Here is a 24,970-nt window from a genome sequence, read left to right as displayed (position 1 = left end):
GGGGCGATGGGGCGCGGGCTGTTGCGCGCCGGCATCACCCCGCGGATCCGGGTGCCGCCGGCGCGGGTCACTGACAGGCCTCGCAGCCGGGGTCGTCGATCGCGCAGAATTTGATGTCGGTGGCGGGCTCGGCCGCGGCCACCGCCCCCAGGCCGGCCGTGCCCCCGGCGGTGGGCACGGCGTTGAGCGCGCCGCTGCGCACGGTGGCCTTCTCGGCGTGCGTGGCGCCGGTGGTGCGCAGGTAGTAGGTGGTCTTGAGGCCGCGGATCCACGCCAGCTTGTAGGTTTCGTCGAGCTTCTTGCCCGACGCGCCGGCCATGTAGATGTTGAGGCTTTGCGCCTGGTCGATCCACTTCTGGCGGCGCGCGGCGGCCTCGACCAGCCAGCGCGGCTCGATTTCGAACGCCGTGCGGTACAGCTCCTTGAGCTCCAGCGGCACGCGGTCGATCGGCCACAGCGACCCGTCGAAGTGCTTGAGGTCCATGATCATCACCTCGTCCCACAGGCCCAGGCGCTTGAGGTCCTTGACCAGGTAGTGGTTGATCACGGTGAACTCACCGGAGAGGTTGGACTTGACCGACAGGTTGCCGAAGCACGGCTCGATCGACGCGTCCACACCGATGATGTTGGAGATGGTGGCGGTGGGCGCAATGGCGATGCAGTTGGAGTTGCGCATGCCGTCGCGCGCGATCTTCGCGCGCAGCGCGTCCCAGTCCAGCGTGCGCGAGCGGTCCACCTCGACGTAGCCGCCGCGCTCCTGCGCCAGCAGGTCGATGCTGTCGGGCGGCAGGATGCCGCGATCCCACAGCGACCCCTTGTAGCTGGAGTAGCGCCCGCGCTCCACCGCGAGGTCGCTGCTGGCCCAGTACGCGTAGTAACACACCGCCTCCATCGAGCGGTCGGCGAACTCGACCGCCGCCTCCGACGCGTAGGGGATGCGCAGCTCGTACAGCGCGTCCTGGAAGCCCATGATGCCCAGCCCCACCGGCCGGTGGCGCAGGTTGGCGTCGCGCGCCTTCTTGACCGCGTAGTAGTTGATGTCGATCACGTTGTCGAGCATGCGCATCGCGGTGGCGATGGTGCGCTTGAGCTTGTCGTGGTCGAGCTCCTTGCCGTTGGGCCCGTCCTTGAGGTGCTGCACCAGGTTGACCGAGCCGAGGTTACACACCGCGGTTTCGGTGTCGCTGGTGTTGAGCGTGATCTCGGTGCACAGGTTGGACGAGTGCACGACGCCGACGTGCTGCTGCGGGCTGCGGATGTTGCACGGGTCCTTGAACGTGATCCACGGGTGCCCGGTCTCGAACAGCATGGTCAGCATCTTGCGCCACAGGTCGACGGCGCGCACCTGCTTGCACGGCTGGATTTCGCCACGGGCGGCTTTTTCTTCATAGGCCACGTACGCCTCTTCGAAATCGCGGCCGAACTTGTCGTGCAGGTCCGGCACGCTCGACGGCGAAAACAGCGTCCACATGCCGTCTTCCATCACGCGCTTCATGAACAGGTCCGGAATCCAGTTGGCCGTGTTCATGTCGTGCGTGCGGCGGCGGTCGTCGCCGGTGTTCTTGCGCAGCTCCAGGAACTCCTCGATGTCCAGGTGCCACGTCTCCAGATAGCAGCACACGGCGCCCTTGCGCTTGCCGCCCTGGTTGACGGCCACCGCGGTGTCGTTAACGACCTTCAGGAACGGCACGACGCCCTGCGACTCGCCGTTGGTGCCCTTGATGTGGCTGCCCAGCGCGCGCACGCGCGTCCAGTCATTGCCCAGGCCGCCGGCGAACTTGGACAGCAGGGCGTTTTCCTTGATCGCGTCGTAGATGCCCTCCAGGTCGTCCGGCACGGTGGTGAGGTAGCAGCTCGAGAGCTGCGAGCGCAGCGTGCCGCTGTTGAACAGGGTGGGCGTGGACGACATGAAGTCGAACGAGGACAGGACCTCGTAGAACTCGATGGCGCGCGCCTCACGGTCGATCTCGTTGAGGGCCAGGCCCATCGCCACGCGCATGAAGAAAGCCTGCGGCAGCTCGATGCGGCGCTTGCGCACGTGCAGGAAATAGCGGTCGTACAGGGTTTGCAGCCCGAGGTAGTCGAACTGCAGGTCGCGCTCGGGCTTGAGCGCCGCGGCCAACTGCGCCAGGTCGAAGGTCAGCAGCTCGGGGTTGAGCAGTTCGGCCTCGACCCCCTTCTTGATGAAGGCGGGGAAGTATTCGGCGTAGCGCGTGTGCATCTGCGCGTGCGTGACCTCCTCGCCCAGCACCTCCTTGTAGATGGTGTGCAGCAGCAGCCGCGCGGTGGCGTAGGTGTAGTCGGGGTCGGTCTCGATCTTGGTGCGCGCGGCCAGGATCGCCGCCTTGTGCACTTCCTCCATCGGCACGCCGTCGTAGAGGTTACGCAGCGTCTCGGCCACGATCGGCTCGGCTTTGACGTCCGGCCCCAGCCCCTCGACGGCGGAGTGGATCAGCGCCTGCAGGCGTTCCAGATCGAGCGGGCGGCGCTCGCCGCCGTCGACGACGTGCAGCACCGGCTGCGCGGGCTGCGCCTGTTCCTGCGCCGCCCGGGCGGCGCGCTCCTGCGCGCGGCGCTCGCGGTAGAGCACGTAGGCGCGCGCGACCTCGTGGTGGCCGCCGCGCATCAGGCCCAGCTCGACCTGGTCCTGCACGTCCTCGATGTGGAAGGTCCCGCCGCCCGGGCGCGAGCGCATCAGCGCCCGCACGACCGCCTGGGTCAGCTGCTCGACCGTCTCGCGCACGCTGGCCGACGCCGCCCCCTGCGGCCCGTGCACGGCCAGGAAGGCTTTCATCATCGCCACGGCGATTTTGTTGGGCTCGAACGGCACGACGGCGCCGTTGCGGCGGATGATCTGGTAGTGGGGCAGCGTGGTGCTGCTGGCCGCGCGCGCGACGTCGGCCGCGGGGGTGCCGTGGGCAGGCGACGAGGGGGAAGTGAGCGTGGTCTGCATGGGTCCTCGCGTAAATGGACGAGAAAAGGATGACCCGACTTAGGACACTAGATATAGTGTCCAACGGGTTCGAAAAACGCTAGCGGTAGTGTAGCGCGAGCCGGTGGCCGTGTGCGTCACCGCGCCACAAAAATTCTTTCTATGCCGTGGGCGCGCCGCGATTGCCTCGGGTTTTCCCGCGGGGTGGCGGCGTTGTTGGGCGTTGTCGCTCCGGCACGGGCTTGTCTTGAGCCTCCTGCTTCGCTTTTGTCAGAGGCCCAGAACACTGCGGGGGGCACGGAACTTCTTCGTGCCGGATCGATAGGGGGCCGGGACGGGGCCCGACGGCCGCGACGCGGACGCGGGCACGCGCGGCTGACCCGTGTCAGAACGGGCGGGTCCGGGTGCGGTCTTCAGGTCGCGCGGGTGTCGGTCGCCGCCGCGGTGCTGGCGAGCCCTTCGGCGGGCCAGCCGGTCAGTGCCGCCAGCCGCGCCCAGTCGAAGCCGGGGCCGGGGTCGCGCTTGCGCCCCGGGGCGATGTGTTCGTGGCCGGCGATGTCGGTGAGCGTCGGGAAGCGCGCGCGCAGCTCGCCGCACAGCCGTGCCAGCGTCGCGTACTGAACGTCCTCGAAGCGGTCGCCTTCGAGTCCTTCGAGTTCGATCCCGATCGAAAAGTCGTTGCAATTCGGGCGGTCCCGCCACGCGGAGACACCCGCGTGCCACGCCCGCCGCTCGCAGGCGACGAACTGCACCAGCGCCCCGTCGCGCCGGATGAGGAAGTGTGCCGAGACCTCGAGGCCGCGGATCTGCTGGAAATACGGATGGGTGTCCCAGTCCAGCGTGTGGGTGAAGAGCTGCTCGATGTACGGGCCGCCGTACTCGCCGGGCGGCAGGCTGATCGAGTGCACGACGATCAGGTCCAGCGTCGCCCCCTCCGGCCGGGGGCCGTGGTGGGGTGAGGGCACCCGGCGCGCCCACGGGAGCCAAGTGCCGGCAGGCTGGGCGCTGTGTTCGGGGGATGTGCCGGGGACAGGGCCGGCGTCGCGGGGGGCGTCAGTACGTGGCGCAGCGCCGGGGTCGCAGGCCGTGCCACCGGTAGCGGATAGGGTACCGGGGTGGGCGTGCGGCGCGGGTGAGGCGTGGGGCATGGCGTCAGCGCACCAGCTGATTGAGCTGGATGATCGGCAGCATCACCGACAGCACGATCAGCAGCACGATTGCCCCCATCGCGACGATGAGGGCGGGTTCCAGCAGCGTGGCCAGCCGCAGCGTGCGGCGTTGTACGTCGGCGGCGAGCTGTTGCGCCGCCCGCTGCAGCATCACGCTGAGCTGGCCGGTTTGTTCGCCCAGCCGGGCAAAGGCGATCAGTGGCCCGGCAAACGCGCGGCGTGTGGCCAGCGCCGCCGCCAGGGGTGCCCCTTCGCGCACGAGGGCGAGCACCTCCAGCGCGTCGGCGCGCAGCGCGTGGTTGCGCAACGTCCCCGCGGCCGTCTGCAGCGCCCGCAGCAGCGGTACACCCGCGCCGGTCAGCAGCGCGAGCGTGCCCGCGAAGCGCGCCACGTCGTACTGGCGGCTGAGCCGCCCCACGACGGGCACGCCCAGCCACGCGCGATCCAGCCGCTGCCGCAGCGCCGGCGTGCGCCGGGCACCGGCGATGGCACCCGCGCCCAGCGCCGCGAGCACCGGCAGTGTCCAGCCCCAGTCGCGCAGCCACTGGCTGACGCGCAGCATGACGACGGTCAACAGCGGCAGCGCACGCCGTCCGCTGCTGAACGCCTGCGCCACCTGCGGCACGACGCTGGTCATCAGGAACACCACGATGGCGAGCGCAAACACGGTGACGATGGCCGGATACAGCACCGCCGAGAGGACCCGCTGGCGCAGCGCATCGCTGGCCTCGAGTTCGTCGGCGAGCCGCTCGAGTACGGCACCCAGCCGGCCACTGGCTTCCCCCGCCGCGACCACCGCGCGGTAGCTGTCGTCGAAGGTGCGCGGGTGCGCCGCCAGCGCCGTGGCCAGCGCACTCCCCGCGTTGACCTCGGCGCGCAGTTGGGTGAGCAGTTCGCGCTCGCGCGGGGTCTCGGCCTCGTCCGCCAGCGTGGCCAGCGCCCGCTCCAGCGGCAGCCCGCCCGCGACCAGCGACGCGAGCTGGCGCGTCCACGACGCGAGCCGCGTGCGGTTCAGGGCGCGGCGCTCCCCAGCCGCCGCGCCATCGGCCGCGCCCGCCTCGGTGACGCCGATCGGTGCCAGCCCCTGCGCGCGCAGCCGGGCGCGCGCGGCACGGGCCGAGTCGGCGTCGATCTGGCCGCGCCGGCGGTTGCCGCGTTCGTCGAGCGCCTCGTAACGGTAGACGGCCACGCCTTGACATCCCCGGGATCAATCGCGCGTGACGCGCCACACTTCCTCGGCGGTCGTGACGCCCTGCGCGACCAGCGCGTCGCCCGCCTGGCGCAGCGGCACCATGCCGAGCGCCTGGGCGCGTTCGCGCAGCGCCGCTTCCGCCGCGCCGGCGTGGATGAGCGCGCGCACCGCATCGTCCACCGGCATCAGCTCGAAGAGGCCCGTGCGGCCCTGGTAGCCGCTCGCGCCACACGCCTCGCAGCCGGCGCCGCGGCACGCCGGACAGATCTTGCGCACCAGGCGCTGTGCGAGCACGCCGAGCAGCGAACTCGACAGCAGAAACGGCTCCACCCCCATGTCCACGAGGCGCGTGACGGCGCTCGGGGCGTCGTTGGTGTGCAGCGTCGCCAGCACCAGGTGGCCGGTCAGCGACGCCTGGATCGCGATCTGCGCGGTTTCGCGGTCGCGGATCTCGCCGATCATGATGACGTCCGGGTCCTGGCGCAGGATCGCGCGCAGCGCCTTCGCAAACGTCAGGTCGATCTTGGGGTTGACCTGCGTCTGGCCGATGCCCGGCAGTTCGTACTCGATCGGGTCTTCGACCGTCATGATGTTGAGCCGCTGCGCGTCCAGGCGCGACAGCGCCGCGTAGAGCGTCGTGGTCTTGCCCGAGCCGGTGGGCCCTGTGACGAGCACGATGCCGTGGGGCTGGTGGATCAGCTGCTCGAAGCGCTGCAGCGTCTCGCCCTGCATGCCGACGGCTTCGAGGCTGAGCACCCCCTCGGACTTGTCCAGCAGCCGCAGCACCGCCCGCTCGCCGTGGGCGCTGGGCAGCGTCGAGACACGCACGTCCACCGCGCGTCCGCCCAGCCGCAGGCCGATGCGGCCGTCCTGCGGCAGGCGCTTCTCGGCGATATCGAGTTCGGCCATGATCTTCAGGCGCGAGATGAGCGCCGCGTGCAGCGCGCGGTTGGGCTGCACGACCTCGCGCAGCGTGCCGTCGATGCGAAAGCGCACGCTCGAGTGGCGCTCGTACGGCTCGATGTGGATGTCGCTGGCGCGCTCGCGCACCGCCTGCGTCAGCAGCGCGTTGAGCATGCGGATGATGGGGGCGTCGTCGGCGGACTCGAGCAGGTCCTCGATCTGCGGCAGCTCCTGCATCAGACGGGAGAGGTCGGCGACGTTTTCCACCTCGCTGACGATGGCGGCAGCGGTCGCATCGCCCCCGGACGCGTAGGCGGCCTGCAGGCGCTGCTCGAACTCGTCCGCGCTGACCCAGACCAGCGCGCACAGGCCGTGGCGTCGCTGGACTTCCCCTATGGCACTGTAGCGCCCGGTGCGCTCGTCCCCCTGCGCGGCGCGGGCGTAGAGCCACGCCTCGCCCCGGTCGACGTGCAGCAGCACGCCGTGCTGGCGCGCGTAAGCATAGGGCAGGGGATGGGGGCCGCTCATCGGTGGTGCCTGTCAACGCGTGGTCGTGGCGGGTTGGTCTGTGTTCGGCCCCGCGGGGGAGGCGGGCGACGCACCGGGTACCGTCGTCGGCGGTGGCGCGATGTGCGCGGGTATTTCCGCTGGCGCGTTCGGCGTGGGGGTGGCGGGTGATGGGGCCGATCCTGTACCGCCTGCGGGTGACGACAACGGCGGCAACACAGGTGCGGTGTTGACCGGATGCACGCTGCTCGGGGCCGGTTGCGCGTCGCGCTGCACCGCGCGCATCCACTCGTAGCGGTCGACGGCCAGGGCATCGGTTTGCCGCGCGTCGCGCACGACGACGGGGCGCAGGAAGACCATCAGGTTGGTTTTTTTTCGACTGCGCTTTTCGCTGCGAAAGAGCTGACCGAGGACGGGGACGTCGCCGAGGCCCGGCACCTTGTCCTCGTTGCCGCCGAACTCATCCTGCAGCAGGCCACCGAGCACGACGATGCCGCCGTCCTCGACCAGCACCGTCGATTCGATCGAGCGCTTGTTGGTGATGAGGCCGGTGGGGGAGTTGATGGAGCTGGGCAGCACCGAGCTCACTTCCTGGAAGATTTGCAGCTTGACGGTGCCCTGCTCGTTGATCTGGGGCTTGACGCGCAGCGTCAGGCCCACGTCCTTGCGCTCGATGGTCTGGAACGGGTTGACCGCGCCCTGGTTGGTATTGTTGGCGGTGTACTGGCCGGTGACGAAAGGCACGTTCTGGCCGATGACGATCTTCGCTTCCTCGTTGTCGAGCGTCAGCAGATTGGGGGTCGAGAGGATGTTGGCGTTGCCCGTGCTCTGCAGAAAATGGGCCAGCGCGCCGAGGTAGTAGCGACCGTTGAAGCGCGGTGCCAGGGCGACATTGAGGCCGCCGCCGAGCGAGCCCAGGGCTTGGGCGGCTTGCGTACCACCGGCGGCGAGCCCCGCCGTGACACCGAGGATGTTGGCACCCGCCACGCTGGAGTTGGTGCCGATGACGCCCAGCGTGCCACTGCCCTGCTGGCCCAGCACCCCCTGCCACTGGATGCCGATTTCGGACACTTTGTCCGCGTTGACCTCGGCGATGAGGCTCTCGACGTAGACTTGGGCGCGGCGGACGTCGAGCTGGTCGATGACCTGGCGCAACTGGCGGTATAGCGGCTCCGGGGCGGTGATGATGAGCGCGTTGCTGGCCGGATCGGCCTGCACGATCCCGCCGGTGCTGATGGCGTCCCCACCGGCGGAAGCAGCACCAGTGGGGGGGGTGGCGGCGGTGTTCGTGGCGGGGGTGCTGGTGCCCAATCGCGCAGGGGGGCTGCCGGCCCCCGCGGCCGTCGTCGGTCCCGCGGCGGGGCCCGCGTCGGCCGCGAGCGCCGCGCGCAGCGTCGCCGCCAGCCGCACCGCATCGGCGTTGCGCAGGTACACCACCCGCACATTCGCGGCGGCGCTGCCGGCCGTGGGCCGGTCCAGTTTCTCGACCAGGGCACGCACGAGCGCGAGCCGGGCTGGGTTGGCGGCGCGCACCAGGATCGCGTTGCTGCGCGGCTCGGCCAACACGGTGGTGCGCGGTCCGCCAACCGCGGCCGGCGCGGGTGCGGTGCCGGCGTTGACGGGTCGTGCCACCACGCTCGCCTCGCCGTCGAGGAGCTGCTGCAACAGCGGCACGATGTCGCTGGCCACGGCGTGCCGCAGCGGCAGGATCTCCAGGTCGGTGCCGCCCACGGTGTCCAGCGCCGCGATGATGCGCGCCAGTCGGCGCAGGTTGTCGGCGTAGTCGGTGATGACGAGCGCGTTGTTGCCGGGGTTGACGGTGATCGGGTTGTTGGGGCTGATCAGCGGGCGCAGCACCGGCAGCAGCGTGTTGGCGTTTTCATGCTGGAGCCGGAAAATCTGCGTGACCAGTTGCCCATCGCGCGGGGTCTGCTCCTCGGTCAACACGGGACCGCCCAGCAGCTTGGCTTCGGCTTCGGGCACGATCTTGTAGATGCCCTGCGACTCCACGAGTGCAAAACCGCGCAACCGCAGCTCGGCCCCGAACTGCGACAGCGCGGCCTGCGGGCCGACCGGGTTTTCGGTGACCAGCGTCATCGTGCCTTTGACCCGCGGGTCGACGACGATGTGGCGGCCGCTGGCCAGCGCGATCGCCCGCGCCACCGATTCAATTTCCGCCTCCTGAAAGTTCAGCGTGACCGGTTGCCCGGGACGCACCGCGGGCGCAGGGGGCTGCGCGGCAGCGGGTGGCACGACAGCGGCGAGCCCGGCCGCGAGCGTCAGCGCGGCCAGCGGCCGCAGGGTCAAACGAGGGTATCGCGCGTGCATCGGCATCATCCGATTTTGAGGTGGGCGCGGTCGCCGTCGCGCCGGCCCAGCAGGTTCAACAGATTCGACAGCGCTTCCAGCCGCTGCGGTGTGGCCTGCGCCAACCCCTGGAAGCGAAACCGCCCTCGCTCCCAGCCGCCGCTGCCTTCGAGTCGCAGATCGCCCGACAGTGTCGAGAGCGTCAGCGTGGGGCCGCCGGCGGGCGTCCACGCGCCTTCGAGCCGGTAGCTGCCCAGCGGCCGCACGGTGGCCACGGTCGACGACAGGTCGGTGACCCGCGCTGTCCAGCGGAGCCCGTCGTTTGCCGGATCGGCGGTTGCGGTGCCGAGCGGCCAGCGCACCGGCGCGACCTCCACCGCCACCGTGCCCTGCAGGCCGAGCGTGTTCCACGGCGACCCCAGCGCCGACAGCCAGGCGAGATCTGCGGTCAGCCGCTGGGCATCCGTCGTGACCATCCACCCCGTGTCGGAGCGTGTCAGCCGCCACACCCACGGCGAGGTGGCGCAGCACGGCAGCGTCAGCGTGACGGTCACCGCGGGCCGGGGGGTGGCCGTCCAACCCCAATCCCACGCCAGCCCGCCGGGCAGCCGCAACACGCCCCCGTCGCCGGTCAGGATCACGTCGGCTCGGCCCCGCCAGACCGTACCCTGGGTGTACTGGAGTTGTACGCGCCCCTGGGTGGTGTGGTCGACCACGACGGCCCACCAGCGTGCGGGCGCGAACACGACGCTGCCCACGCCCGCGCCCAGCGCGGCCGCGACCAGCGGAACGCGCCAGCCCTTAGCCATCGCGCGCGGCTCCCGACGAGGCGGTCACCGACCCCTGCCACCGGCCGCTGGCCGGATCCCGCGTCCACTGCGCGCGCACGACCGACAGGCCCAGCGTGGTGCGCAGCTCGACCAGCCACACCGCCAGGTCCTCGGCGCGCGCCCCTTCGAACACGATGTCCCAGCCGCCTTCGGCCGCCGCGACCCGGACCTGCGGACCCAGCCAGCGGCGGCTGGTGGTCAGCAAGGCCTCGCGCGCCTGCTCGGGCGTCGCCGGCAGCAGGGCGGCATCCGGCGCCTGACGCCAGCGGGCGAGGGCCGCCGCGTCGCGCTGCAGGGCCGCGACCGCCTCGCGCTGCTGCGCCAGGCGCGCAGGACCGTCGCGCCACTGACGCCACGCCGGTCCCCACACCCCGTACCAGCCGGCCAGCGCGATGCCACCCGCCAAGGCGACGACGACAGCGCGGCGCCACGCCGCTGGCCACGCGCGCCAGCGGGCTTGCCAGTCGGCGCCGAGGCGGGCGAGCGGTGACGCCGTCATCGCCCCCCCTCCCGCGCGGGCGTGAGGGTCCACTGACCGGGCAGGCCGGGGCGGGCGACCAGCCCGTGGGGGGCGATCGCGGCGGCCAGGCGATCGGCGCCGAGCCCGGGGTCGGTGTCGATGCGGACGCCGGCATCGTCTGCCTGCAGGGCGCGCAGCGGCGGCAGCCCGTCCGCGCTGCCCCAGGCGTGCAGCACGCGCTCCAGCAGCGCGGGTGGCACGTCACCGGCACGGGCCCGCTCGCGTGCGAGCGCCTGTTGCACCTGCCGCACCGGGTCCAGCAAGACCGGCGTGTCCGGCAGCGCCTGCCGCGCGGTGTGCAGCAGGGCTGCGCGCAACGCCTGTTCCTGCTGGCGTTGCTGCCACGCCAGCGCGGGCAGCGCCACCAGCGGCAGCGCGACCGAAGCCGCGAGGCCCCAGCGCGCCGCGCGCCACTCCGGCCGGTACCAGACGGCGCGCACGGCCGACTGCAGCCGGTGCCACCCCACGCCGCCGACACGCGCGGCGAGGTCGAATTGCGCCAGGTTCCAGCCCTGTGCCAGCGTGTGCAGCCAGACGTGCCCCGCCGGCACCACCTGCCACGGCCAATCCGGCAGGTGACGTTGCGCCTCCTGGATCGTCGTGGCGTCCGCCCAGGCCGACGGGGGCGAATCGTCCCCCGCCAACGCGTCCGCCATCCCACCCGGCATCCCCCCCGGCATCAAGCGCTGGGTGAGGACGCCGTGCGGGCCGGCGAGCGTCAGGTGCGGGATCTCGTCGATCGCATGCGCCCACGCCAGTTCCTGCGGTTGCGGGGCCACCTCGGGCACGATGGCCTGCACCGCCCAGCCCTGCTGCAGCAGCGGCGCGAGCGCGGATTCGAGCGCCTCACGGTGACAGACGGCGACCCAGACCTCGCCGGCCTCGCGACGGCGGCGGGCCGCGGGTTCCAGCGCCACGTGCAGCGCCGCGGGGTCGTCGAGCACCGCGTCTTCCAGCAGCCCCGCGATGACGGCCGCGCTGCGGGCGGCACGGCCGGCGGGCAGCCGCACGCGGTGCCACGACACAGCCTGCAGCGGCCACACGAGCACGCACCCTTCGGCGGGGGAGAGGGCGTCCAGCTCGGTCCGCCCGACGATACCGCTGGCGTCGATGGTCTGTCCGTCGGTGCTGCGCGCCCAGCGCCAGTGCGAGAGGTCGGCGCCGCGAGCGCCATGGCTCGCATCGCTGGCGACGGCAAACTGGGGGCAAAGCAGCAGCATCGGTGGGGCCGTGAACGCGACGGGCGGCATCTTACCCGTTCCCTGCCGGGGGACGGTCGGCGGAAACAGGACGCTGCTGGCGCCACAGCACGTTCACGCGCGTGCCGTCGCGGGCCAGCAGCGCGCGCTGCTCCACCGTCAGGGCATCCAACCGCACCCGGCCGGTCACGAGAAAGTAATGGCTGCTCACGTCCAGCCGCGTGACGTCCACCGCGAGGTCGGGGCGTGCCAGCGCGGCGACGAACGCCTGTGGCGTGGCGTAGTGGCGTTGCGCGCGCTGCTCCACCACCCGTTGCGCCGTCGCGGCGTCCAGTCCGGGGATGGCCGCCTGCAGTACGACGGCGGGTGCCGTGTTGACGTTGAGCGGGGTGGCGGTTGGCAGCCATACCGTCCATGGCTCCAGGGCCGCGAGGGTCGGCTCCGACAGACCCAGCGCGCGCAGGTCCCCTAACCGTTGCGGCGGCAGCGGCCGCGCCGTGCCCGGCTCGGCGGCTTTCGACCACGCCTGCACCAGCGCCTCGGCGACGCGCTGCAGCTCCTGCGGGGGCAAGCCGAGCTGTTGAAAGAGCCGCTCGAAGCGGGCGAACTCCGCCGGGACGATCCGGGGCCGCTCCCCCACGACCTCGATCAGGTTGCGCCAGTTGAGCCGCCCCTGGGCGTCCTCGATGCGGCCGGACAACCACGCCGACGGGGTGTCGTCTTCCTCTGCGGTGCGCTCCAGAAAGGCGGCGAGCCGCGTGGGTTGCAGCGGCACGGCCCACGGTTCGCCCAAGTGGTCGACGCTGCTGGCGCGGCCGTCCTCGCGCACGATGAGCCGCGCCCAGTCCAGCGCGCCGGTCAGCAGCCAGCCCGCCTGCGCGCGTTCGCGCTCCGTGCGCTCGATGGCCCACGCCTGCCACTGCCGCCAGTAGGCGGTGGCCGCCAACGTCGTGACCAGGCCGACGGTCAGCAGCGCCACCAGCAGCGCCGCGCCGCGCTGGCGATGGGCGGCGGCCCTCATCGCTTGCCCCCCGCGATCCGGGGCGCTACCCAGTCCACCTGGACGGGGCCGCCCAGTGCCGTGCCCGCCGCGGGTTGCAACACCAGCCGCACCGCCGGCGGCGGGGGGCCGTCGTCGGGGGGGCGCCAGCCCCCGTCGCGCCATACTTGCAGCGTCCAGCCCTCGATCGGCACCGTGCGCACCCCGTCGCTGCCCAGGCGTGACAGGGCCGTGGCCCAAGCGATCCCCAGCGCCGCGTGGTCGCGCACGGGCGCCGAGACCCACCGCGTCCAGCGGCGCTGCCCGCTGGCGTCCACCGCGGGTCCCCAGGCCACCACCTGCCACCCCGGGGGCGCATCGCCACCGTCCGGCGTGCGCCGCACCCAGCGCACCCCCACGTCGCTGGCCGACCAGCGGGGAAGGTCGCCCTCCCCGCCGGGCGTGTCCCCGGTGACGCTCGCGTCCCAGTCGGCTTGCCACTGGGCCAACGCCGTTTGCCAGCCCAGCAGCGCCTGCGACGTGCGCTCCACCCCCTCGCGGGTGCTCAGCAGGGCTTCGGTGCCGCGCCAGCCCATGGCCGCCAGCAGGGCCAGCACGGCCAGCGCCACCAGCAGCTCGACCAGCGTGAAACCGTGGCCAACGTGTCGACGCATCAGTGCCGCCCCACGATCGTCGTGGTGCGCAGCAGCGTCTCATCCGGCCGATCGGCCAGCGCCACGCGCACCTGCAGGCGTCGAAAGCTCGGGTTGGGCGTGGTGCCGGTGTCGAGCACGACCGTGAAGCGCTGTCCGCCCTGCGCACACGCCTCGGTCCGGATACCCGGCGCCGGATAGACCGGATCCAGCCGCACCGCCACCAGGGCGTTCTCGGCACAACGTTGCGCCAACCACTGCAGCGTCTGGCGCTCCGCGAGCCGCGTCAGCGCCGCGCTGGCCTGGCTCCCGGCGGCCAGCGCCACCGCCATGACCGCGAGCGCCGCCAGCACTTCGACCAGCGTGAAGCCCGCCGATCGCCGTCGCGCCCACCGCCCGCGCGTGTCCATGCCCCGGTCTTTCATTCGATCGTCACCGGCGACCACCCGTCGGAATGCAGCACCCGCCGGGCCTGGCCCAAGGTGAGCTCCAGCCGCAGCGGTGTCCCCAGCGCTTCCGGCCCCAGGGTGATGGGCGCGTCGCTGCGCGCCTGGATGTGGGGAGCGAGCCACGCGTGTTCGCGGGCCAGTCCCGTGTCGTCGTCCGGCAGACCCTCGAACGCGTATCCGTTGGGGCGCAACCGCAGCCGCACGGGTGTGGCCGTCGCGCGGGCCAGCGTGCGTGCGACCTCGATCTGTGTCTGCAGCCGCTGCGCCTGCTCGTCCAGCCGATCCGCGTCGGTGTCGCGCAACGACCACGCGACGCCCACGCTCGCCACGCCGATGATGGTGATCACCACCAGCAGCTCCAACAGCGTGAAGCCGCGTGCCGCAGGCGGGCGGCTACTGCCAGCTGCCGATGTCGGCATCGTTGCCTTCGCCGCCGGGCTGGCCGTCGGCCCCCAGCGAAAAGACGTCGACGGCGCCGTAGGTGCCGGGATTGAGGTACTGGTACGGGCGGCCCCACGGGTCGTTGGGCAGTTTTTCGAGGTACGGCCGCCAGTTCGGTGGTACCGGCTCCTGCGTCGGGCGCTGCACCAGCGCCTGCAGGCCCTGTTGCTGCGTGGGGAAACGCTGGTTGTCGAGCCGGTAGAGCTTCAGCGCCTGCATCAGGTTGGCCACATCGGACCGCGCGGCCGTCACGCGCGACTCGTCCGCCCGGTCGATGACGTTGGGGACGATCAGCGCGGCCAGCACGCCGATGATGACCAGGATCACCATCAGCTCGATCAGCGTGAAGGCGCGCTGCGCGCGGAAGCGCGGGGCGGCCGAAGCGTTGAACCGCGATGGGAGGGCGGCCACGGCAGCGGAAGAGGGAGGTGGGGCAGGCATGGCGCGTTGCATGCACCAATGATACGCAAGCAGGGGCGTCACCCGTCCAGGGGCGAACGGGTGCAGGGGTGTCACGATTTTTTCATCGATCGGGCCTAACGTGTCGCGGCGTTTACTCCGTCATTTCCTCACGGCATAGGAGTCGCCATGTCTGCCATCGACCGCATCCCCTTACACCATCACGACGAGACGTCCGACAACACGTCAGACAACACCACGTTCGAGTCCATCCTCGCGGCGCGCCTGAGTCGGCGTTCGCTGTTGCGCGGCGGTGTCGGTACCGCGGCGACGGCCGTGCTTGGCGGCTTGACGCTCACCGCGTGCGGTGGCGGCGACGACGATGTGCCACTGCTGGGTTTTCAGGCCGTTCCCAAATCGCTGGCCGACCGGTTCACCGTTCCCGGCGGCTATAGCGCGCAGGTGCTCATCGCGATGGGGGACCCGCTCTTCAGCGGGGTTCCGGCGTTCCGCAACGACGGCACCGACACCGACTTCGATCGCCGCTGCGGCGAGTGGCACGACGGGATGGAATATTTCGGCCTTTCCGCCAGTGGCCAGCGCGACGACCGCAGCACGACCCGCGCGCTGCTGGGGATCAACCACGAGTGGGTCACCCAGACGTTCCTGCATCCCAACGGTCCCAGTCCGGCACCCCGGCCCGACGCCGAGGTGCTCAAGGAGATGCATGCCATGGGCGTGACCATCGTCGAGATCGCCAAGGGCACGAACGGGCGTTTTGCCTACGTCCAGGGTTCGCCGTTCAACCGCCGCATCACTACCGAAACGCCGATCGAAATCGCTGGGCCCGCGCGGGGTCATGCGTTGCTGCGCACGAAGTATTCCCCGGACGGCACGCGCACGCGGGGTACCGTCAACAACTGCGGCACCGGCAAGACGCCGTGGGGCACGCTGCTGACCGGTGAGGAGAACTGGGCAGCTTTCTTCGCCCGGGATGCCGGCGACAACGAGCGCCGCAGCGCCAACGAGAACGTGGCGTTTGCCCGCTATGGCAAGGGCGTGACCGCGGAGCGGGGTTCGCCCCACGTGTACCAATGGGATACCGCCCAGAGCGGCGATGAGCGCTTTACCCGCTGGAACACCAGCGTGCGCGGGGCCACGGCCACGGACGACTACCGCAACGAGTTTTTCGGCCAGGGCTACGTCACCGAAATCGACCCCTACAACGCGACGGCGGTGATCAAAAAACGCACGACCCTGGGTCGCATGGCGCACGAGGGCGCTGCCGTACGCGCGGAAGCCGGTAAGAAGGTCGCCGTCTACATGGGCGACGACGCGCGAAACGAGTACATCTACAAGTTCGTGTCCACGCAAACGTGGGATCCGGCAGATGCCAACCGCTCCGATCGCATCGCCGTCGGGGACAAATACCTGGACAGCGGTAAGCTCTACGCGGCCAAGTTCCACGCCGACGGAACCGGGACGTGGGTGGAGCTGAGCCTCGCCAACCCGGCCGTGGCCAACTACACCACGTACCGCTTTGCCGATGATGGCGATGTGTTGATCCACGCGCGCATCGCCGCCGATGCCGCGGGCGCGACCAAGATGGACCGCCCGGAGTGGGGCAACGTGAACCCGAAAACTGGCGAGCTCTACATCACGCTGACCAACAACAGCAACCGCCGCGTCAACCCGACCAGCTCGTCCCACGTGGCGGTCGACCCGGCCAACCCGCGTGCGTACGCCGATCTGCGCGGCGGCACGACCACGCTTCAGGGCAACGTCAACGGCCACATCCTGCGCATCCGGGACGCAGACCCCGCGGCGACGGCCTTTACGTGGGACGTGTTCCTGTTCGGTGCAGAGTCCGATGCGTCGCCGACGCTGGTCAATCTCTCGGGTTTGACCGACGATCAGGACTTTTCGAGCCCAGACGGTCTGGTGTTTTCGCAGGTGACGGGCCTGTGCTGGATTCAGACCGACGACGGGGCAATGGTCGACGAGAGCAACTGCATGATGCTCGCGGCCGTTCCAGGACGCGTGGGCGACGGCGGGCCGGTGACGCTGGACTACGGCACGACGCGGGTGACGACCTACATGGGCCGCAAGCCCAGTGCCAATACGCTCAAGCGCTTCCTCGTCGGTCCGAAGGATCAGGAAATCACGGGCTTGTGCGAAACACCCGATGGCAAAGTGATTTTCGTCAACGTCCAGCACCCGGGCGAGGAGACCGATCCTGCCGCGATCGGCGATCCGACCCGCTATACCAGCCATTGGCCCGGCAATGAGGGCTACGGCGCGGGCGGCGCCTTGGCACGGCCCCGCTCGGCCACGGTGATGATCACCAAAAACGACGGCAGTGTCATCGGCACCTGACGCCGGATCGGGCGCGGGAATCGGTGATACTTGCGTTCATGCGTGAATGGCGCCGTTCTCCCACTACCCCGACGTCCGCCCGTGCGCCGTTGGCACGCGCCGCCCGGTGGGCGGGCGTGATCGTGTGGATGCTCGCCGGCTTGCAGGCAGCGTACTGGGGCTGGCAAGGCTGGGGAAGGGCCGCCCCGTCCCAGCCGCAGCCGCTGCCGCCCGCGTCCGCGCCGGTGATCGACGCGCAGCGCGTGGCGCGCGCGCTCGGGGGGGGCGAACCGGCGGGTACGGTCGCGGAACCGTCCTCCCCCGCGCCGGGAGCGGGTCCGTGGCGGTTGGTGGGTGTGGTGGCCGGCCGCGACGGGGCCGGGTCTGCCGTGCTCGCGCGCGACGGGCAGCCGCCGCGCGTCGTCCGGCAAGGGACCGCCTTGCCCGATGGCTGGCGCGTGGCGCGCGTGGAGCGCGATGCGGTAATGCTGGTGCCCGCCGGGGGCGGCGAGGCCGTGACCTTGCGCCTGCCAGCGAAGGCGGACGCAGCATTAGCGCAGCGGTGAGTGTCCGCTTGGGGCCGACGTTGCGCGGTAGCGGGTTTTCCCTCGCGCTGTCTCATTCGCGAGATGGACGCGGTTTATGAGCGGGCCACACCGTTAGATGCACCACTGGATGCAATCCTCGCTGCCAGCGAGGGCGGGTGCCGCCCAACCGATATACCGTTCTCGGCGGCGCTCGACACTCAGCGCAAAAATAACCGACACACCGGGTTGTCGGTCTCGTCCACGTAGGGGTAGCCGAGTTCCTGCAGGAAGTGCTGGAACGCGCGCTCGTCCTTGGGCGGGACTTGTAGACCGACGAGGATGCGGCCGTAGTCGGCGCCCTGGTTGCGGTAGTGGAACAGGCTGATGTTCCAGCTGGGCCGCATGAGGGTGAGGAATTTCAGCAGCGCCCCGGGCCGTTCGGGGAAGATGAAGCGCAGCAGCCGCTCGTCCTGCGCCAGCGGCGAGTGGCCGCCGACCATGTGGCGGATGTGCTCCTGCGCCAGGTCGTCGTGCGTCAGGTCCAGCGTCGGAAAGCCGTGTTTTTCGAAAGCAGCGGCGATCTTGCCGCTCTCGCCACGGCCGTGGGTGGTCAAGCCGACGAAGACGTGCGCCTGTTTCGGGTCGTGGATGCGGTAGTTGAATTCGGTGACGTTGCGCGGACCGCCCGGCAGCGTTCCGATCGCCTGCAGGAAGCGCAGGAAGCTGCCGCGCTCCTCGGGGATGGTGACGGCAAACAGCGCCTCGCGCTCCTCGCCGACCTCGGCGCGCTCGGCGACGAAGCGCAGCCGGTCGAAATTCATGTTGGCCCCGCACAGGATGGCGGCGTAGGTCTCGCCGCGCGTCTTGTGCTCGGCGACGTATTTCTTGATCGCGGCCACCGCCATCGCGCCGGCCGGCTCGACGATGCTGCGCGTGTCGACGAACACGTCCTTGATGGCGGCGCAGACTTCGTCGGTGTCGACGGTGACGAAGCCATCGACCAGCTCGCGCGTGACGCGAAAGGTCTCCTCGCCGACGAGCTTGACCGCGGTGCCGTCGGAAAACAACCCCACGTCGGCGAGCTGCACGCGCTCGCCCGCCTGCACAGAGCGCAACATCGCGTCGGAGTCGCGCATCTGCACGCCGATGATGCGCACCTCCGGCCGCACGGCCTTGAAGTAGTTGGCGATGCCGGCGATCAGCCCGCCGCCGCCGATGGCGACGAACACCGCGTCGAGCCGCTGCGAGCCCAGGCCCTGGAGCTGGCGCAGCATCTCCATCGCGATCGTCCCTTGGCCGGCGATGACGTCCGGGTCGTCGAAGGGGTGCACGAAGGTCAGGCCCTGTTGCTGCGCCAACGCCTGCGCGTGCTGGGCCGCGTCGGAGTAGCTGTCGCCGTGCAACACGACCTCGCCACCGAGCGCGCGCACGGCGTCGACCTTGACCTGCGGCGTGGTCGTGGGCATGACGATGACCGCACGGGCCCCCAGCTTGTGCGCACCCAGCGCCACGCCCTGCGCGTGGTTGCCGGCCGAGGCGCAGATGACCCCGCGCTGCAGCTGCTCGGGCGCCAGGTGGGCGAGCTTGTTGTACGCCCCGCGCAGCTTGAAGCTGAACACGGGCTGCTGGTCCTCGCGCTTGAGCAGCACCTTGTTGTGCAGGCGGCGGCTGAGGTTGCGCGCCGGCTCCAGCGCCGTCTCGCGCGCGACGTCGTACACGCGGGCAGTGAGAATTTTTTTCAGGTAGTCGGCCGGGGTGAGGGCGGCGGCCGGGGGCGACGCGGGCGGTTGGGCGGGGCGGGTGGGGCTCATGGATGACCAGTCAAAATCCTTTGAATGATACGACCCGCGGCACCCGCCCCGCGTCGGCCGCGCGGGCGAGCCAAAAAAAAGCCCAGGCGCGATGCCTGGGCTTGGAACCACCCATAGAGGGCAGAGGAGACAACCGGTCGACGCTGCCATGATGCCCCGGTGACTGGGCCCAGTGACCAGAGGCGATGGCCGCGTACAATGGTTCGTATTATACAGCGCTTATATTGCAGTGCAACATGCGGCGTGGGGCCGCGTGTCGTTTGGGAGACGATTCGATGGAATGCACGGTGACGTGGACCGGCCCGGTCGGGGCCGGGTCCAACATGGGGTTCGTGGCGGCGACCGGCAGCGGCCACGTGGTGGCGATGGACGGTGCGGTCGACCCGGCCAAGCCCGAGACGAGCGGTGCGAACCTGGCGCCCCGGCCGATGGAGCTGGTGCTCGCGGGCACGGGGGGGTGCACGTCGTTCGACGTGGTGATGATCCTCAAGCGCGGCCGGCACGACATCCGCGGCTGCCAGGTCAAGCTCAGCGCCACGCGCGCCGAGACCGAACCGAAGGTGTTTACGTCCATCCACATGCACTTCGTCGTGCACGGCAAGGGCATTCCGGCCGCGGCGGTCGAGCGCGCCATTCAGCTCAGCCACGAGAAATACTGCTCGGCCAGCATCATGCTGGGCAAGACGGCGCAGATCACGACCAGCTATGAGCTGGTCGAGGTCGATTGAGTGACACCGGGACGGTGGTACGGTACCGGCGTTGCTGCCAAATCGATATCGACCCGCGTTGTGCCGGAGGATGACGATACGGTGGTGGGGTTGGCATTGCGCGGCGACAGAAGGGATCGTCCGCGATGGCTTTCCGCTCGCGGCGTGCCCAGTGACCGGACGCTGCCCAGTGCCCGGTGTACGTGGCGGACTGCCGCCGCGCGCGCCCGGCGGCGCGGTTCTGCCGGGGGACGCGCTGCTCAAATGCGGTGCGCCACGGTCGTCATCACCTTGGCGGCAGCGCGCATCGCCCACTTGACGGGGGTGGGCAGTTCCACCCCGCCTGCGTGCTGCGCGTCGCGCGCGTGGCGGATTTCGTCTTCCTTCATTTGCGCGACGATGGCGCGCGAGGGGTGGTCGCGCGTCGGCAGGCGCTCCAGATGGCCGTCGAGGTGCGCTTCGACCTGGCGTTCGGTTTCGACGACGAAGCCCAGACTCACCCCGCGCCCGGCGAGCCCGGCGGCGAGCCCGATGCCCAGCGCCCCCGCGTACCACAGCGGGCACAGCAGGGAGCGGCGGTCGCCCAGCTCGTCGAGCCGCTGCTGGCACCATGCCAGGTGGTCGGTCTCGTCCTGCGCGGCGGCTTCCAGGTGGCGCGCGGTGCGCTCGCGCTCCGCCGCGCTGCCGGGCCCGAGGCGCGCGGCCAGCGCCTGACCGGTGTAGAGCGCCTGCGCGCAGATCTCCCCGACGTGGTTGACGCGCATCAGCGCGCCGGCGAGCCGCCGCTCGCCCTCGGTCATCTGGGCGGCTTCTGCCTGCCGCTCGGGTGGCACGGTGGGGGTGGGGCGGGCTGCCCGGTGCGGGGCGAACAGCGTGCGCAGCGCGTTGTCGGCGGTGATCAGCAGGGCATCGACGGCGGTGGTCATGGCGCGCATGGTAGTGGGGGGATCACGGGGCGGGTTTGATCTCGGTCACGAAGTAGGTGCCGCCCGCCTTTTCGGCGCGGAAGCGCACGCGCGCGCCGGGCTGCAGGCCCTGCAGCAGGGCGGCGTCGCGCACCTGGAAGACCATGGTCATCGGCGGCATGTCCAGGTCCGGAATGTCGCCGTGGCGCAGCGTGATCTTGCGTGCGGCGGCGTCGATGCGGCGCACCTCGCCTTCGGCCCAGCGGTCGGCGCTGGGCGCGGCGGCCGGCGCTTGTGTGCGGTGGTAGCTCGCCCACACGCGCGTGCTGCCGTCGCGCTGCACGAGCAGCACGTCGTACGGGTCGCGCCGCCCGCCGTATTCGGGGCCGTCCATGCCGGGGCTGCCCACCGGCATGCGCGGCACCGAAAGACCCAGCGCCACCGGGCGCTCACGCAGCAGGCGCTGAATGTCGGTGGCGGGAACGTGCCCTTCGATGACGTAGCCGCCCACGCGCGCCGTGTGGCACGAGCCCAGCGCCAGCGGCATGCCCAAGCGCTGCCGCATGCCGGTGTTGCCGGTGTCGAAGGCCTGCACGCGAAAGCCGTGGCTTTCCAGGTGCCGGATCCAGTCGTTGCAGCAACCGCAGTTCGGGTCCTTCCACACTTCCACGAGGGGAGCCGCCTGTGCCCACGCGGGGGTCGCCGCCAGCGTGGCGGCCCCCGCAGCGCCCCACAACCATGCGCGTCGGTTCATCATCGCGTCCTCTCCTTGTCCGTCCCGGCCGCGGGTTCCACCCGGATGTGGCCCACCATGCCGGCCTCGAAGTGCCCGGGGATCAGGCAGGCGAACTGGAAGTCCCCCGCCCGGTTGAAGTGCCACACGATCTCGCCGCGCTGGCCCGGCGGGACGTGCGCCATATAGGGCTCGTCATGTTCCATGTCCGGGTGCCTTTTCATGAGTTCGGCGTGGGCGGCGAGTTCCTCCGGGGTGCCGATGACGATTTCGTGCATGACCCGCCCGCGGTTGACGGCGCGCAGGCGCACGGTCTCGCCCTCGCGCACGGTCAGGCGGTCGGGCGTGAAGCGCATGTCGTCCGTCATGCGGATTTCGATGGTGCGGCGCACGCGTCGTGGGTCGCCAGCGATGCCCCAGGGCTTTTGCTCCGGCGGCAGCGCGGCGGCAGCGTGCCCGCCGTGCCCGCTGCCGTGTCCCGCGCCGTGGTGGGCGCTGCCGTGGGCGCGCGCGCTCAGCGGCCAAGCCCCCAATGAGGTCAGCGGGGCCAGTGGGGCCAGCGCGACGAGCCACGCCAGGCGGCGGCGTTCAGTGGTGATGGCCATGGTGTCCTCCGTGGGGTTTGCGCGCGTCGAACGGCGCGCGGGGGGCGGCGTGCGTGCCATGCGCGGGCGCCGGGGATGCGGGGGCCGTGTGCGCACCGTGGGCTGACGCGGGCGGTGTGGGGGCGGATGGGGCGGCCGGGGCCTGATCGGCCGCAACGGGGTACGCCTGCGTCCCCGGCGGCTGGCGGTACCAGCCCGGGTCGCGGTAGTCGCCCGGGGGCTGGTCGTGGCGCACCTTGAGCGTCGTGAACATACCGCCCATCTCGATCGGGCCGTAGGGGCCGGTGCCGGTCATCATCGGGAAGGTATTGTCCGGCAGCGGCATTTCCATCTCGCCCATGTCGGCCATGCCGCGCTCGCCCATCACCATGTAGTCCGGCACGACGCGCTGGATGCGCTGCACCAGGCCACGGTGGTCCACGCCGATCATCGTCGGCACGCCGTGCCCCATCGCACCCATCGTGTGGTGGCTCTTGTGGCAGTGCATCGCCCAGTCGCCTTCCTCGTCGGCGATAAATTCGAGCTGCCGCATCTGCCCCACCGCGATATCGGCGGTGACTTCCATCCAGCGCGACTCGGGGCGCGTCGGGCCGCCGTCGGTGCCGGTGACCTCGAACTCGATGCCGTGGATGTGGATGGGGTGGTTGGTCATCGTCAGGTTGCCGATGCGCACGCGCACCCGCTCACCGAGGCGTGCCACCAGCGGGTCGATGCCGGGGAAGACGCGGCTGTTCCACGCCCAGATGTTGAAGTCGAGCATGGTGTTGACGTTGGGTGTGCGCGCCCCGGGCGTGACGTCGAAGGCGTTGAGCAGGAAGCAGTAGTCGCGGTCCACGTCGGCGATCCACGGGTGGCGGTCCTTGGGGTGCGTGACCCAGAAGCCCATCATGCCCATGGCCATCTGCACCATCTCGTCGGCGTGCGGGTGGTACATGAAGGTGCCGGGGCGGCGCGCGACGAATTCGTAGACGAAGGTCTTGCCCGGCGGGATCTGCGGCTGGTTGAGACCCCCCACCCCGTCCATGCCGTTGGGCAGGCGCTGGCCGTGCCAGTGGATGGTGGTGTGCTCCGGCAGCCGGTTGGTGACGTAGATGCGTACACGGTCGCCCTCGACCACCTCGAGGGTGGGGCCGGGGCTGCTGCCGTTGTAGCCCCAGAGGTTGACGGCAAAGCCGGGCGCAAACTCGCGCACCACCGGTTCGGCCACGAGGTGGAATTCCTTGACGCCGTCCTTGAGGCGGAACGGCAGCGTCCAGCCGTTGAGCGTGACGACCGGGCGGTACGGCCGCCCCGCGCCGGTGACACCGGGCGGCGTCCAGGGGCCGGCGGTGTCCGGGGTGGTGCGGATGACCGGTTCGGGCAGGCCGGCGAGCGCGTGGCGCCCGACGGCGGCGCTGGCCACCGCGGCGGTGCCCGCCAGGGCCTGGGCAAAGAAGCGTCGGCGTTGCATGGTCAGTGTCCTTTCGCGGCTGTGTCGGGGGCATCGGGGGTGGCGCTGGCGGTGCGGCCGCGGTACGGCAGGCCCGCGAGCACGGTCTGCAGGTCCAGCCAGGCCAGCCACGCGTCGCGCTCGGCGGCGACGGTGGCTTCCTGCGCGGCCAGGCGCTCCCGCGCGGCGGCGAGCAGCTCCCACGTGCCCACCAGCATGCCGTTGTAGCGCAGCAGGGTTTCCTCCTCCAGCCGTTGCGCGGCGGGCAGGCGAACGGTGCGCTGCAGCTGTGCCTGCTGTGCGGCGTGACGGGCGGCGGCCAAGGCGAGCGTCAGGTCGCCGTCGAGCTGGCGCTGCAGGCGCTCGAACGCCTGCTGGGCGTGCAGCGCGGCTTCCCACCCGTGTGGCCAGCGCGGCTGCGTCGGATCGAGTCGCGGGGCGAGCGGTGCGCCGCGCGCGACGGCGGCGTCGACGGCGCGCTGCAGCGCCTCCCATGCACCGGGGGGCAGCGCCGCGCGCGCGCGTTCCGCCTCGGCCTGAACCGCTGGCCACTGCGGGTGGTGGGCCCGCTGCTGGGCCGCGAGCGTCGGCCGTGCCTCGTCACCGGGTAACGGGGGCAGCGCGGGCAAGGCCCGTGGCAGGTGGTCCGAGACGGCCTCGGGTGCCGCGGCACCGCCGACGGTCTGCCACAGCCGCACCAGGGCCTGCCGTTCGGCGAGCCGCGCCTGTTCCAGCGCCGCGGCGGTGGCGTGCGCGACGGTGGCTTCGCGCAACGCGCGCTCGGCGCTGAAGTTGCCCACGCGCTGCATGCGCGCGGCCAGTTCCGCGCCGCTTTCGGCAGCGTGGTGGCCCTCTTCGCGCAGACGGCGCTGCGCGCGGGCGGCGATGGCCTCGATCCATGCAGCCTGCGCCTGCAGCACCGCCTCGGCGGCGGCCTGTTCGCGTTGCAGGCGTTCGACCACCCCTAGTCCCGGGGGGATCAGCAGGTCCGCGCGCTGGCGCAGCGCCAGCCGGCGGATGTCGTCCAGCGTCCACTGGGAAGCGGTCGCCGTCGCAGGAGTAGATGACGCGTCCGGCGCGGACGGCGGCAGGTGGGCGCGTTCCCAGCGCACGATGTCGGCGTGACCGCGCGGGAAGGCACCGACCGCCTCGTTGGCGGCGCGCCACGCAGCGGCCGCGTCAGCGGCAGCGTCGGGGTGGGTCGATGGCACCGACGCAGGGGCCGGGGGGGCGGCGGGTGCCGCAGGGGGGTGGTCGTGGGTGGCTTGCGCCAGCGCGGCGGTGGCGAGCGCACCCAGCGCCCACGGCACGGCGCCGCGCCAGCGAAGGGAAACGAAGGGCATGGCGATCTCCGGAAAGACGGGGAGGATCGACGCGCGCGGCGGGTGCCGCCGGTGCGCGTCACCGGATACGGGGGG

21 protein-coding genes and 1 pseudogene are annotated in these 24,970 nt (G+C 71.2%); 3 read left to right on the top strand and 19 right to left on the bottom strand.

What is annotated here, in order from left to right; all coding sequences use genetic code 11:
- Positions 1 to 67: 67 nt before the first annotated feature.
- The 13 genes and pseudogenes from LCC91_RS09430 to gspG form a co-directional block, all read right to left on the bottom strand.
- A complete protein-coding gene (locus tag LCC91_RS09430) occupies positions 68 to 2,953 on the bottom strand; it encodes a ribonucleoside-diphosphate reductase subunit alpha (protein WP_043703883.1) in 2,886 nt (961 codons plus the stop codon).
- Between the two features lie 392 nt (positions 2,954 to 3,345).
- A pseudogene (ampD, locus tag LCC91_RS09425) lies at positions 3,346 to 3,918 on the bottom strand (1,6-anhydro-N-acetylmuramyl-L-alanine amidase AmpD); the annotation flags it as partial.
- 166 nt (positions 3,919 to 4,084) lie between these two features.
- A complete protein-coding gene (gspF, locus tag LCC91_RS09420; RefSeq protein ID WP_143898200.1) occupies positions 4,085 to 5,290 on the bottom strand; it encodes a type II secretion system inner membrane protein GspF in 1,206 nt (401 codons plus the stop codon).
- Positions 5,291 to 5,308: 18 nt separating this feature from the next.
- Complete coding sequence (locus LCC91_RS09415) at positions 5,309 to 6,724, bottom strand: GspE/PulE family protein (RefSeq protein ID WP_143898202.1); 1,416 nt, start codon at positions 6,722 to 6,724, stop codon at positions 5,309 to 5,311.
- 12 nt (positions 6,725 to 6,736) lie between these two features.
- Positions 6,737 to 9,037, bottom strand: coding sequence for a type II secretion system secretin GspD (gene gspD, locus LCC91_RS09410; protein WP_143898212.1), 2,301 nt, complete (start codon positions 9,035 to 9,037; stop codon positions 6,737 to 6,739).
- Positions 9,037 to 9,819: a type II secretion system protein N gene (gspN, locus tag LCC91_RS09405; RefSeq protein ID WP_143898204.1), complete on the bottom strand. Its 783-nt coding sequence runs from the start codon at positions 9,817 to 9,819 to the stop codon at positions 9,037 to 9,039. Before gspN ends, gspD begins: the two co-directional genes overlap by 1 nt.
- A complete protein-coding gene (gene gspM / locus LCC91_RS09400; RefSeq protein ID WP_043703899.1) occupies positions 9,812 to 10,339 on the bottom strand; it encodes a type II secretion system protein GspM in 528 nt (175 codons plus the stop codon). Before gspM ends, gspN begins: the two co-directional genes overlap by 8 nt.
- Positions 10,336 to 11,580, bottom strand: a complete 1,245-nt coding sequence (gene gspL, locus LCC91_RS09395; protein WP_224440907.1) for a type II secretion system protein GspL — start codon at positions 11,578 to 11,580, stop codon at positions 10,336 to 10,338. Before gspL ends, gspM begins: the two co-directional genes overlap by 4 nt.
- Positions 11,581 to 11,611: 31 nt before the next feature.
- The gene (gene gspK, locus LCC91_RS09390) at positions 11,612 to 12,580 is read right to left on the bottom strand and encodes a type II secretion system minor pseudopilin GspK (RefSeq protein ID WP_043703905.1); all 969 of its coding nucleotides are present in this window, start codon (positions 12,578 to 12,580) and stop codon (positions 11,612 to 11,614) included.
- Entirely contained in the window at positions 12,577 to 13,212 is a 636-nt protein-coding gene (locus LCC91_RS09385) for a prepilin-type N-terminal cleavage/methylation domain-containing protein (protein WP_052231823.1), read from the bottom strand. The genes gspK and LCC91_RS09385 overlap by 4 nt, the downstream gene beginning before the upstream one ends.
- A complete protein-coding gene (locus LCC91_RS09380) occupies positions 13,212 to 13,616 on the bottom strand; it encodes a type II secretion system protein GspI (RefSeq protein ID WP_224440906.1) in 405 nt (134 codons plus the stop codon). The genes LCC91_RS09385 and LCC91_RS09380 overlap by 1 nt, the downstream gene beginning before the upstream one ends.
- Positions 13,613 to 14,059 (bottom strand): GspH/FimT family pseudopilin, encoded by a 447-nt coding sequence (locus tag LCC91_RS09375; protein WP_082007759.1) that lies wholly within the window; start codon positions 14,057 to 14,059, stop codon positions 13,613 to 13,615. Before LCC91_RS09375 ends, LCC91_RS09380 begins: the two co-directional genes overlap by 4 nt.
- Positions 14,034 to 14,492 carry a type II secretion system major pseudopilin GspG gene (gspG, locus tag LCC91_RS09370; protein WP_224440905.1) on the bottom strand — a complete coding sequence of 153 codons (459 nt, stop codon included), beginning with the start codon at positions 14,490 to 14,492 and terminating at the stop codon, positions 14,034 to 14,036. Before gspG ends, LCC91_RS09375 begins: the two co-directional genes overlap by 26 nt.
- A gap of 177 nt (positions 14,493 to 14,669) precedes the next feature.
- On the opposite strand from gspG, the gene LCC91_RS09365 reads away from it, so the two are divergent.
- Together LCC91_RS09365 and LCC91_RS09360 are read left to right on the top strand one after the other, a co-directional pair.
- Positions 14,670 to 16,856 carry a PhoX family protein gene (locus LCC91_RS09365; RefSeq protein ID WP_043703910.1) on the top strand — a complete coding sequence of 729 codons (2,187 nt, stop codon included), beginning with the start codon at positions 14,670 to 14,672 and terminating at the stop codon, positions 16,854 to 16,856.
- 89 nt (positions 16,857 to 16,945) lie between these two features.
- Positions 16,946 to 17,401, top strand: a complete 456-nt coding sequence (locus LCC91_RS09360; protein ID WP_224440904.1) for a type II secretion system protein N — start codon at positions 16,946 to 16,948, stop codon at positions 17,399 to 17,401.
- A 179-nt stretch (positions 17,402 to 17,580) separates the two neighbouring features.
- On the opposite strand, the gene ilvA is transcribed toward LCC91_RS09360, so the two are convergent.
- On the bottom strand, positions 17,581 to 19,173 hold the full coding sequence (gene ilvA / locus LCC91_RS09355; RefSeq protein ID WP_224440903.1) for a threonine ammonia-lyase, biosynthetic: 1,593 nt from the start codon (positions 19,171 to 19,173) through the stop codon (positions 17,581 to 17,583).
- A gap of 275 nt (positions 19,174 to 19,448) precedes the next feature.
- On the opposite strand from ilvA, the gene LCC91_RS09350 reads away from it, so the two are divergent.
- Complete coding sequence (locus LCC91_RS09350) at positions 19,449 to 19,901, top strand: OsmC family protein (protein WP_143898615.1); 453 nt, start codon at positions 19,449 to 19,451, stop codon at positions 19,899 to 19,901.
- A gap of 239 nt (positions 19,902 to 20,140) precedes the next feature.
- Here the strand turns inward: LCC91_RS09350 and coq7 are convergent, their stop codons facing one another.
- From coq7 to LCC91_RS09325, 5 genes are read right to left on the bottom strand one after another with little or no spacing between them, the layout of a single operon-like run.
- Positions 20,141 to 20,806: a 2-polyprenyl-3-methyl-6-methoxy-1,4-benzoquinone monooxygenase gene (coq7, locus tag LCC91_RS09345; protein ID WP_143898617.1), complete on the bottom strand. Its 666-nt coding sequence runs from the start codon at positions 20,804 to 20,806 to the stop codon at positions 20,141 to 20,143.
- Between the two features lie 22 nt (positions 20,807 to 20,828).
- Positions 20,829 to 21,539 (bottom strand): copper-binding protein, encoded by a 711-nt coding sequence (locus tag LCC91_RS09340; RefSeq protein WP_185974942.1) that lies wholly within the window; start codon positions 21,537 to 21,539, stop codon positions 20,829 to 20,831.
- A complete protein-coding gene (locus tag LCC91_RS09335; protein ID WP_143898619.1) occupies positions 21,539 to 22,123 on the bottom strand; it encodes a cupredoxin domain-containing protein in 585 nt (194 codons plus the stop codon). Before LCC91_RS09335 ends, LCC91_RS09340 begins: the two co-directional genes overlap by 1 nt.
- Positions 22,107 to 23,573, bottom strand: a complete 1,467-nt coding sequence (locus LCC91_RS09330; protein ID WP_143898621.1) for a multicopper oxidase family protein — start codon at positions 23,571 to 23,573, stop codon at positions 22,107 to 22,109. The genes LCC91_RS09335 and LCC91_RS09330 overlap by 17 nt, the downstream gene beginning before the upstream one ends.
- A gap of 2 nt (positions 23,574 to 23,575) precedes the next feature.
- Positions 23,576 to 24,895, bottom strand: a complete 1,320-nt coding sequence (locus LCC91_RS09325) for a TolC family protein (RefSeq protein WP_224440902.1) — start codon at positions 24,893 to 24,895, stop codon at positions 23,576 to 23,578.
- Between the last annotated feature and the right edge of the window lie 75 nt (positions 24,896 to 24,970).

Origin of the sequence: Tepidimonas taiwanensis, assembly GCF_020162115.1 — a bacterium.
Taxonomy (GTDB): domain Bacteria; phylum Pseudomonadota; class Gammaproteobacteria; order Burkholderiales; family Burkholderiaceae_C; genus Tepidimonas; species Tepidimonas taiwanensis.
This window is presented reverse-complemented; position numbering and strand designations above follow the sequence as displayed.

Bases quoted from the DNA above. Each gene is read 5' to 3' on its own strand.
- gspD (WP_143898212.1), bottom strand. From the start codon at position 9,037: ATGCCGATGCACGCGCGATACCCTCGTTTGACCCTGCGGCCGCTGGCC.
- LCC91_RS09365 (WP_043703910.1), top strand. From the start codon at position 14,670: ATGTCTGCCATCGACCGCATCCCCTTACACCATCACGACGAGACGTCC.
- LCC91_RS09385 (WP_052231823.1), bottom strand. From the start codon at position 13,212: ATGCGTCGACACGTTGGCCACGGTTTCACGCTGGTCGAGCTGCTGGTG.
- LCC91_RS09375 (WP_082007759.1), bottom strand. From the start codon at position 14,059: ATGCCGACATCGGCAGCTGGCAGTAGCCGCCCGCCTGCGGCACGCGGC.
- LCC91_RS09340 (WP_185974942.1), bottom strand. From the start codon at position 21,539: ATGAACCGACGCGCATGGTTGTGGGGCGCTGCGGGGGCCGCCACGCTG.
- LCC91_RS09415 (WP_143898202.1), bottom strand. From the start codon at position 6,724: ATGAGCGGCCCCCATCCCCTGCCCTATGCTTACGCGCGCCAGCACGGC.
- gspL (WP_224440907.1), bottom strand. From the start codon at position 11,580: ATGCTGCTGCTTTGCCCCCAGTTTGCCGTCGCCAGCGATGCGAGCCAT.
- LCC91_RS09350 (WP_143898615.1), top strand. From the start codon at position 19,449: ATGGAATGCACGGTGACGTGGACCGGCCCGGTCGGGGCCGGGTCCAAC.
- LCC91_RS09380 (WP_224440906.1), bottom strand. From the start codon at position 13,616: ATGAAAGACCGGGGCATGGACACGCGCGGGCGGTGGGCGCGACGGCGA.
- gspN (WP_143898204.1), bottom strand. From the start codon at position 9,819: ATGGCTAAGGGCTGGCGCGTTCCGCTGGTCGCGGCCGCGCTGGGCGCG.
- LCC91_RS09330 (WP_143898621.1), bottom strand. From the start codon at position 23,573: ATGCAACGCCGACGCTTCTTTGCCCAGGCCCTGGCGGGCACCGCCGCG.
- coq7 (WP_143898617.1), bottom strand. From the start codon at position 20,806: ATGACCACCGCCGTCGATGCCCTGCTGATCACCGCCGACAACGCGCTG.
- LCC91_RS09430 (WP_043703883.1), bottom strand. From the start codon at position 2,953: ATGCAGACCACGCTCACTTCCCCCTCGTCGCCTGCCCACGGCACCCCC.
- gspK (WP_043703905.1), bottom strand. From the start codon at position 12,580: ATGAGGGCCGCCGCCCATCGCCAGCGCGGCGCGGCGCTGCTGGTGGCG.
- LCC91_RS09325 (WP_224440902.1), bottom strand. From the start codon at position 24,895: ATGCCCTTCGTTTCCCTTCGCTGGCGCGGCGCCGTGCCGTGGGCGCTG.
- LCC91_RS09335 (WP_143898619.1), bottom strand. From the start codon at position 22,123: ATGGCCATCACCACTGAACGCCGCCGCCTGGCGTGGCTCGTCGCGCTG.
- gspM (WP_043703899.1), bottom strand. From the start codon at position 10,339: ATGACGGCGTCACCGCTCGCCCGCCTCGGCGCCGACTGGCAAGCCCGC.
- ilvA (WP_224440903.1), bottom strand. From the start codon at position 19,173: ATGAGCCCCACCCGCCCCGCCCAACCGCCCGCGTCGCCCCCGGCCGCC.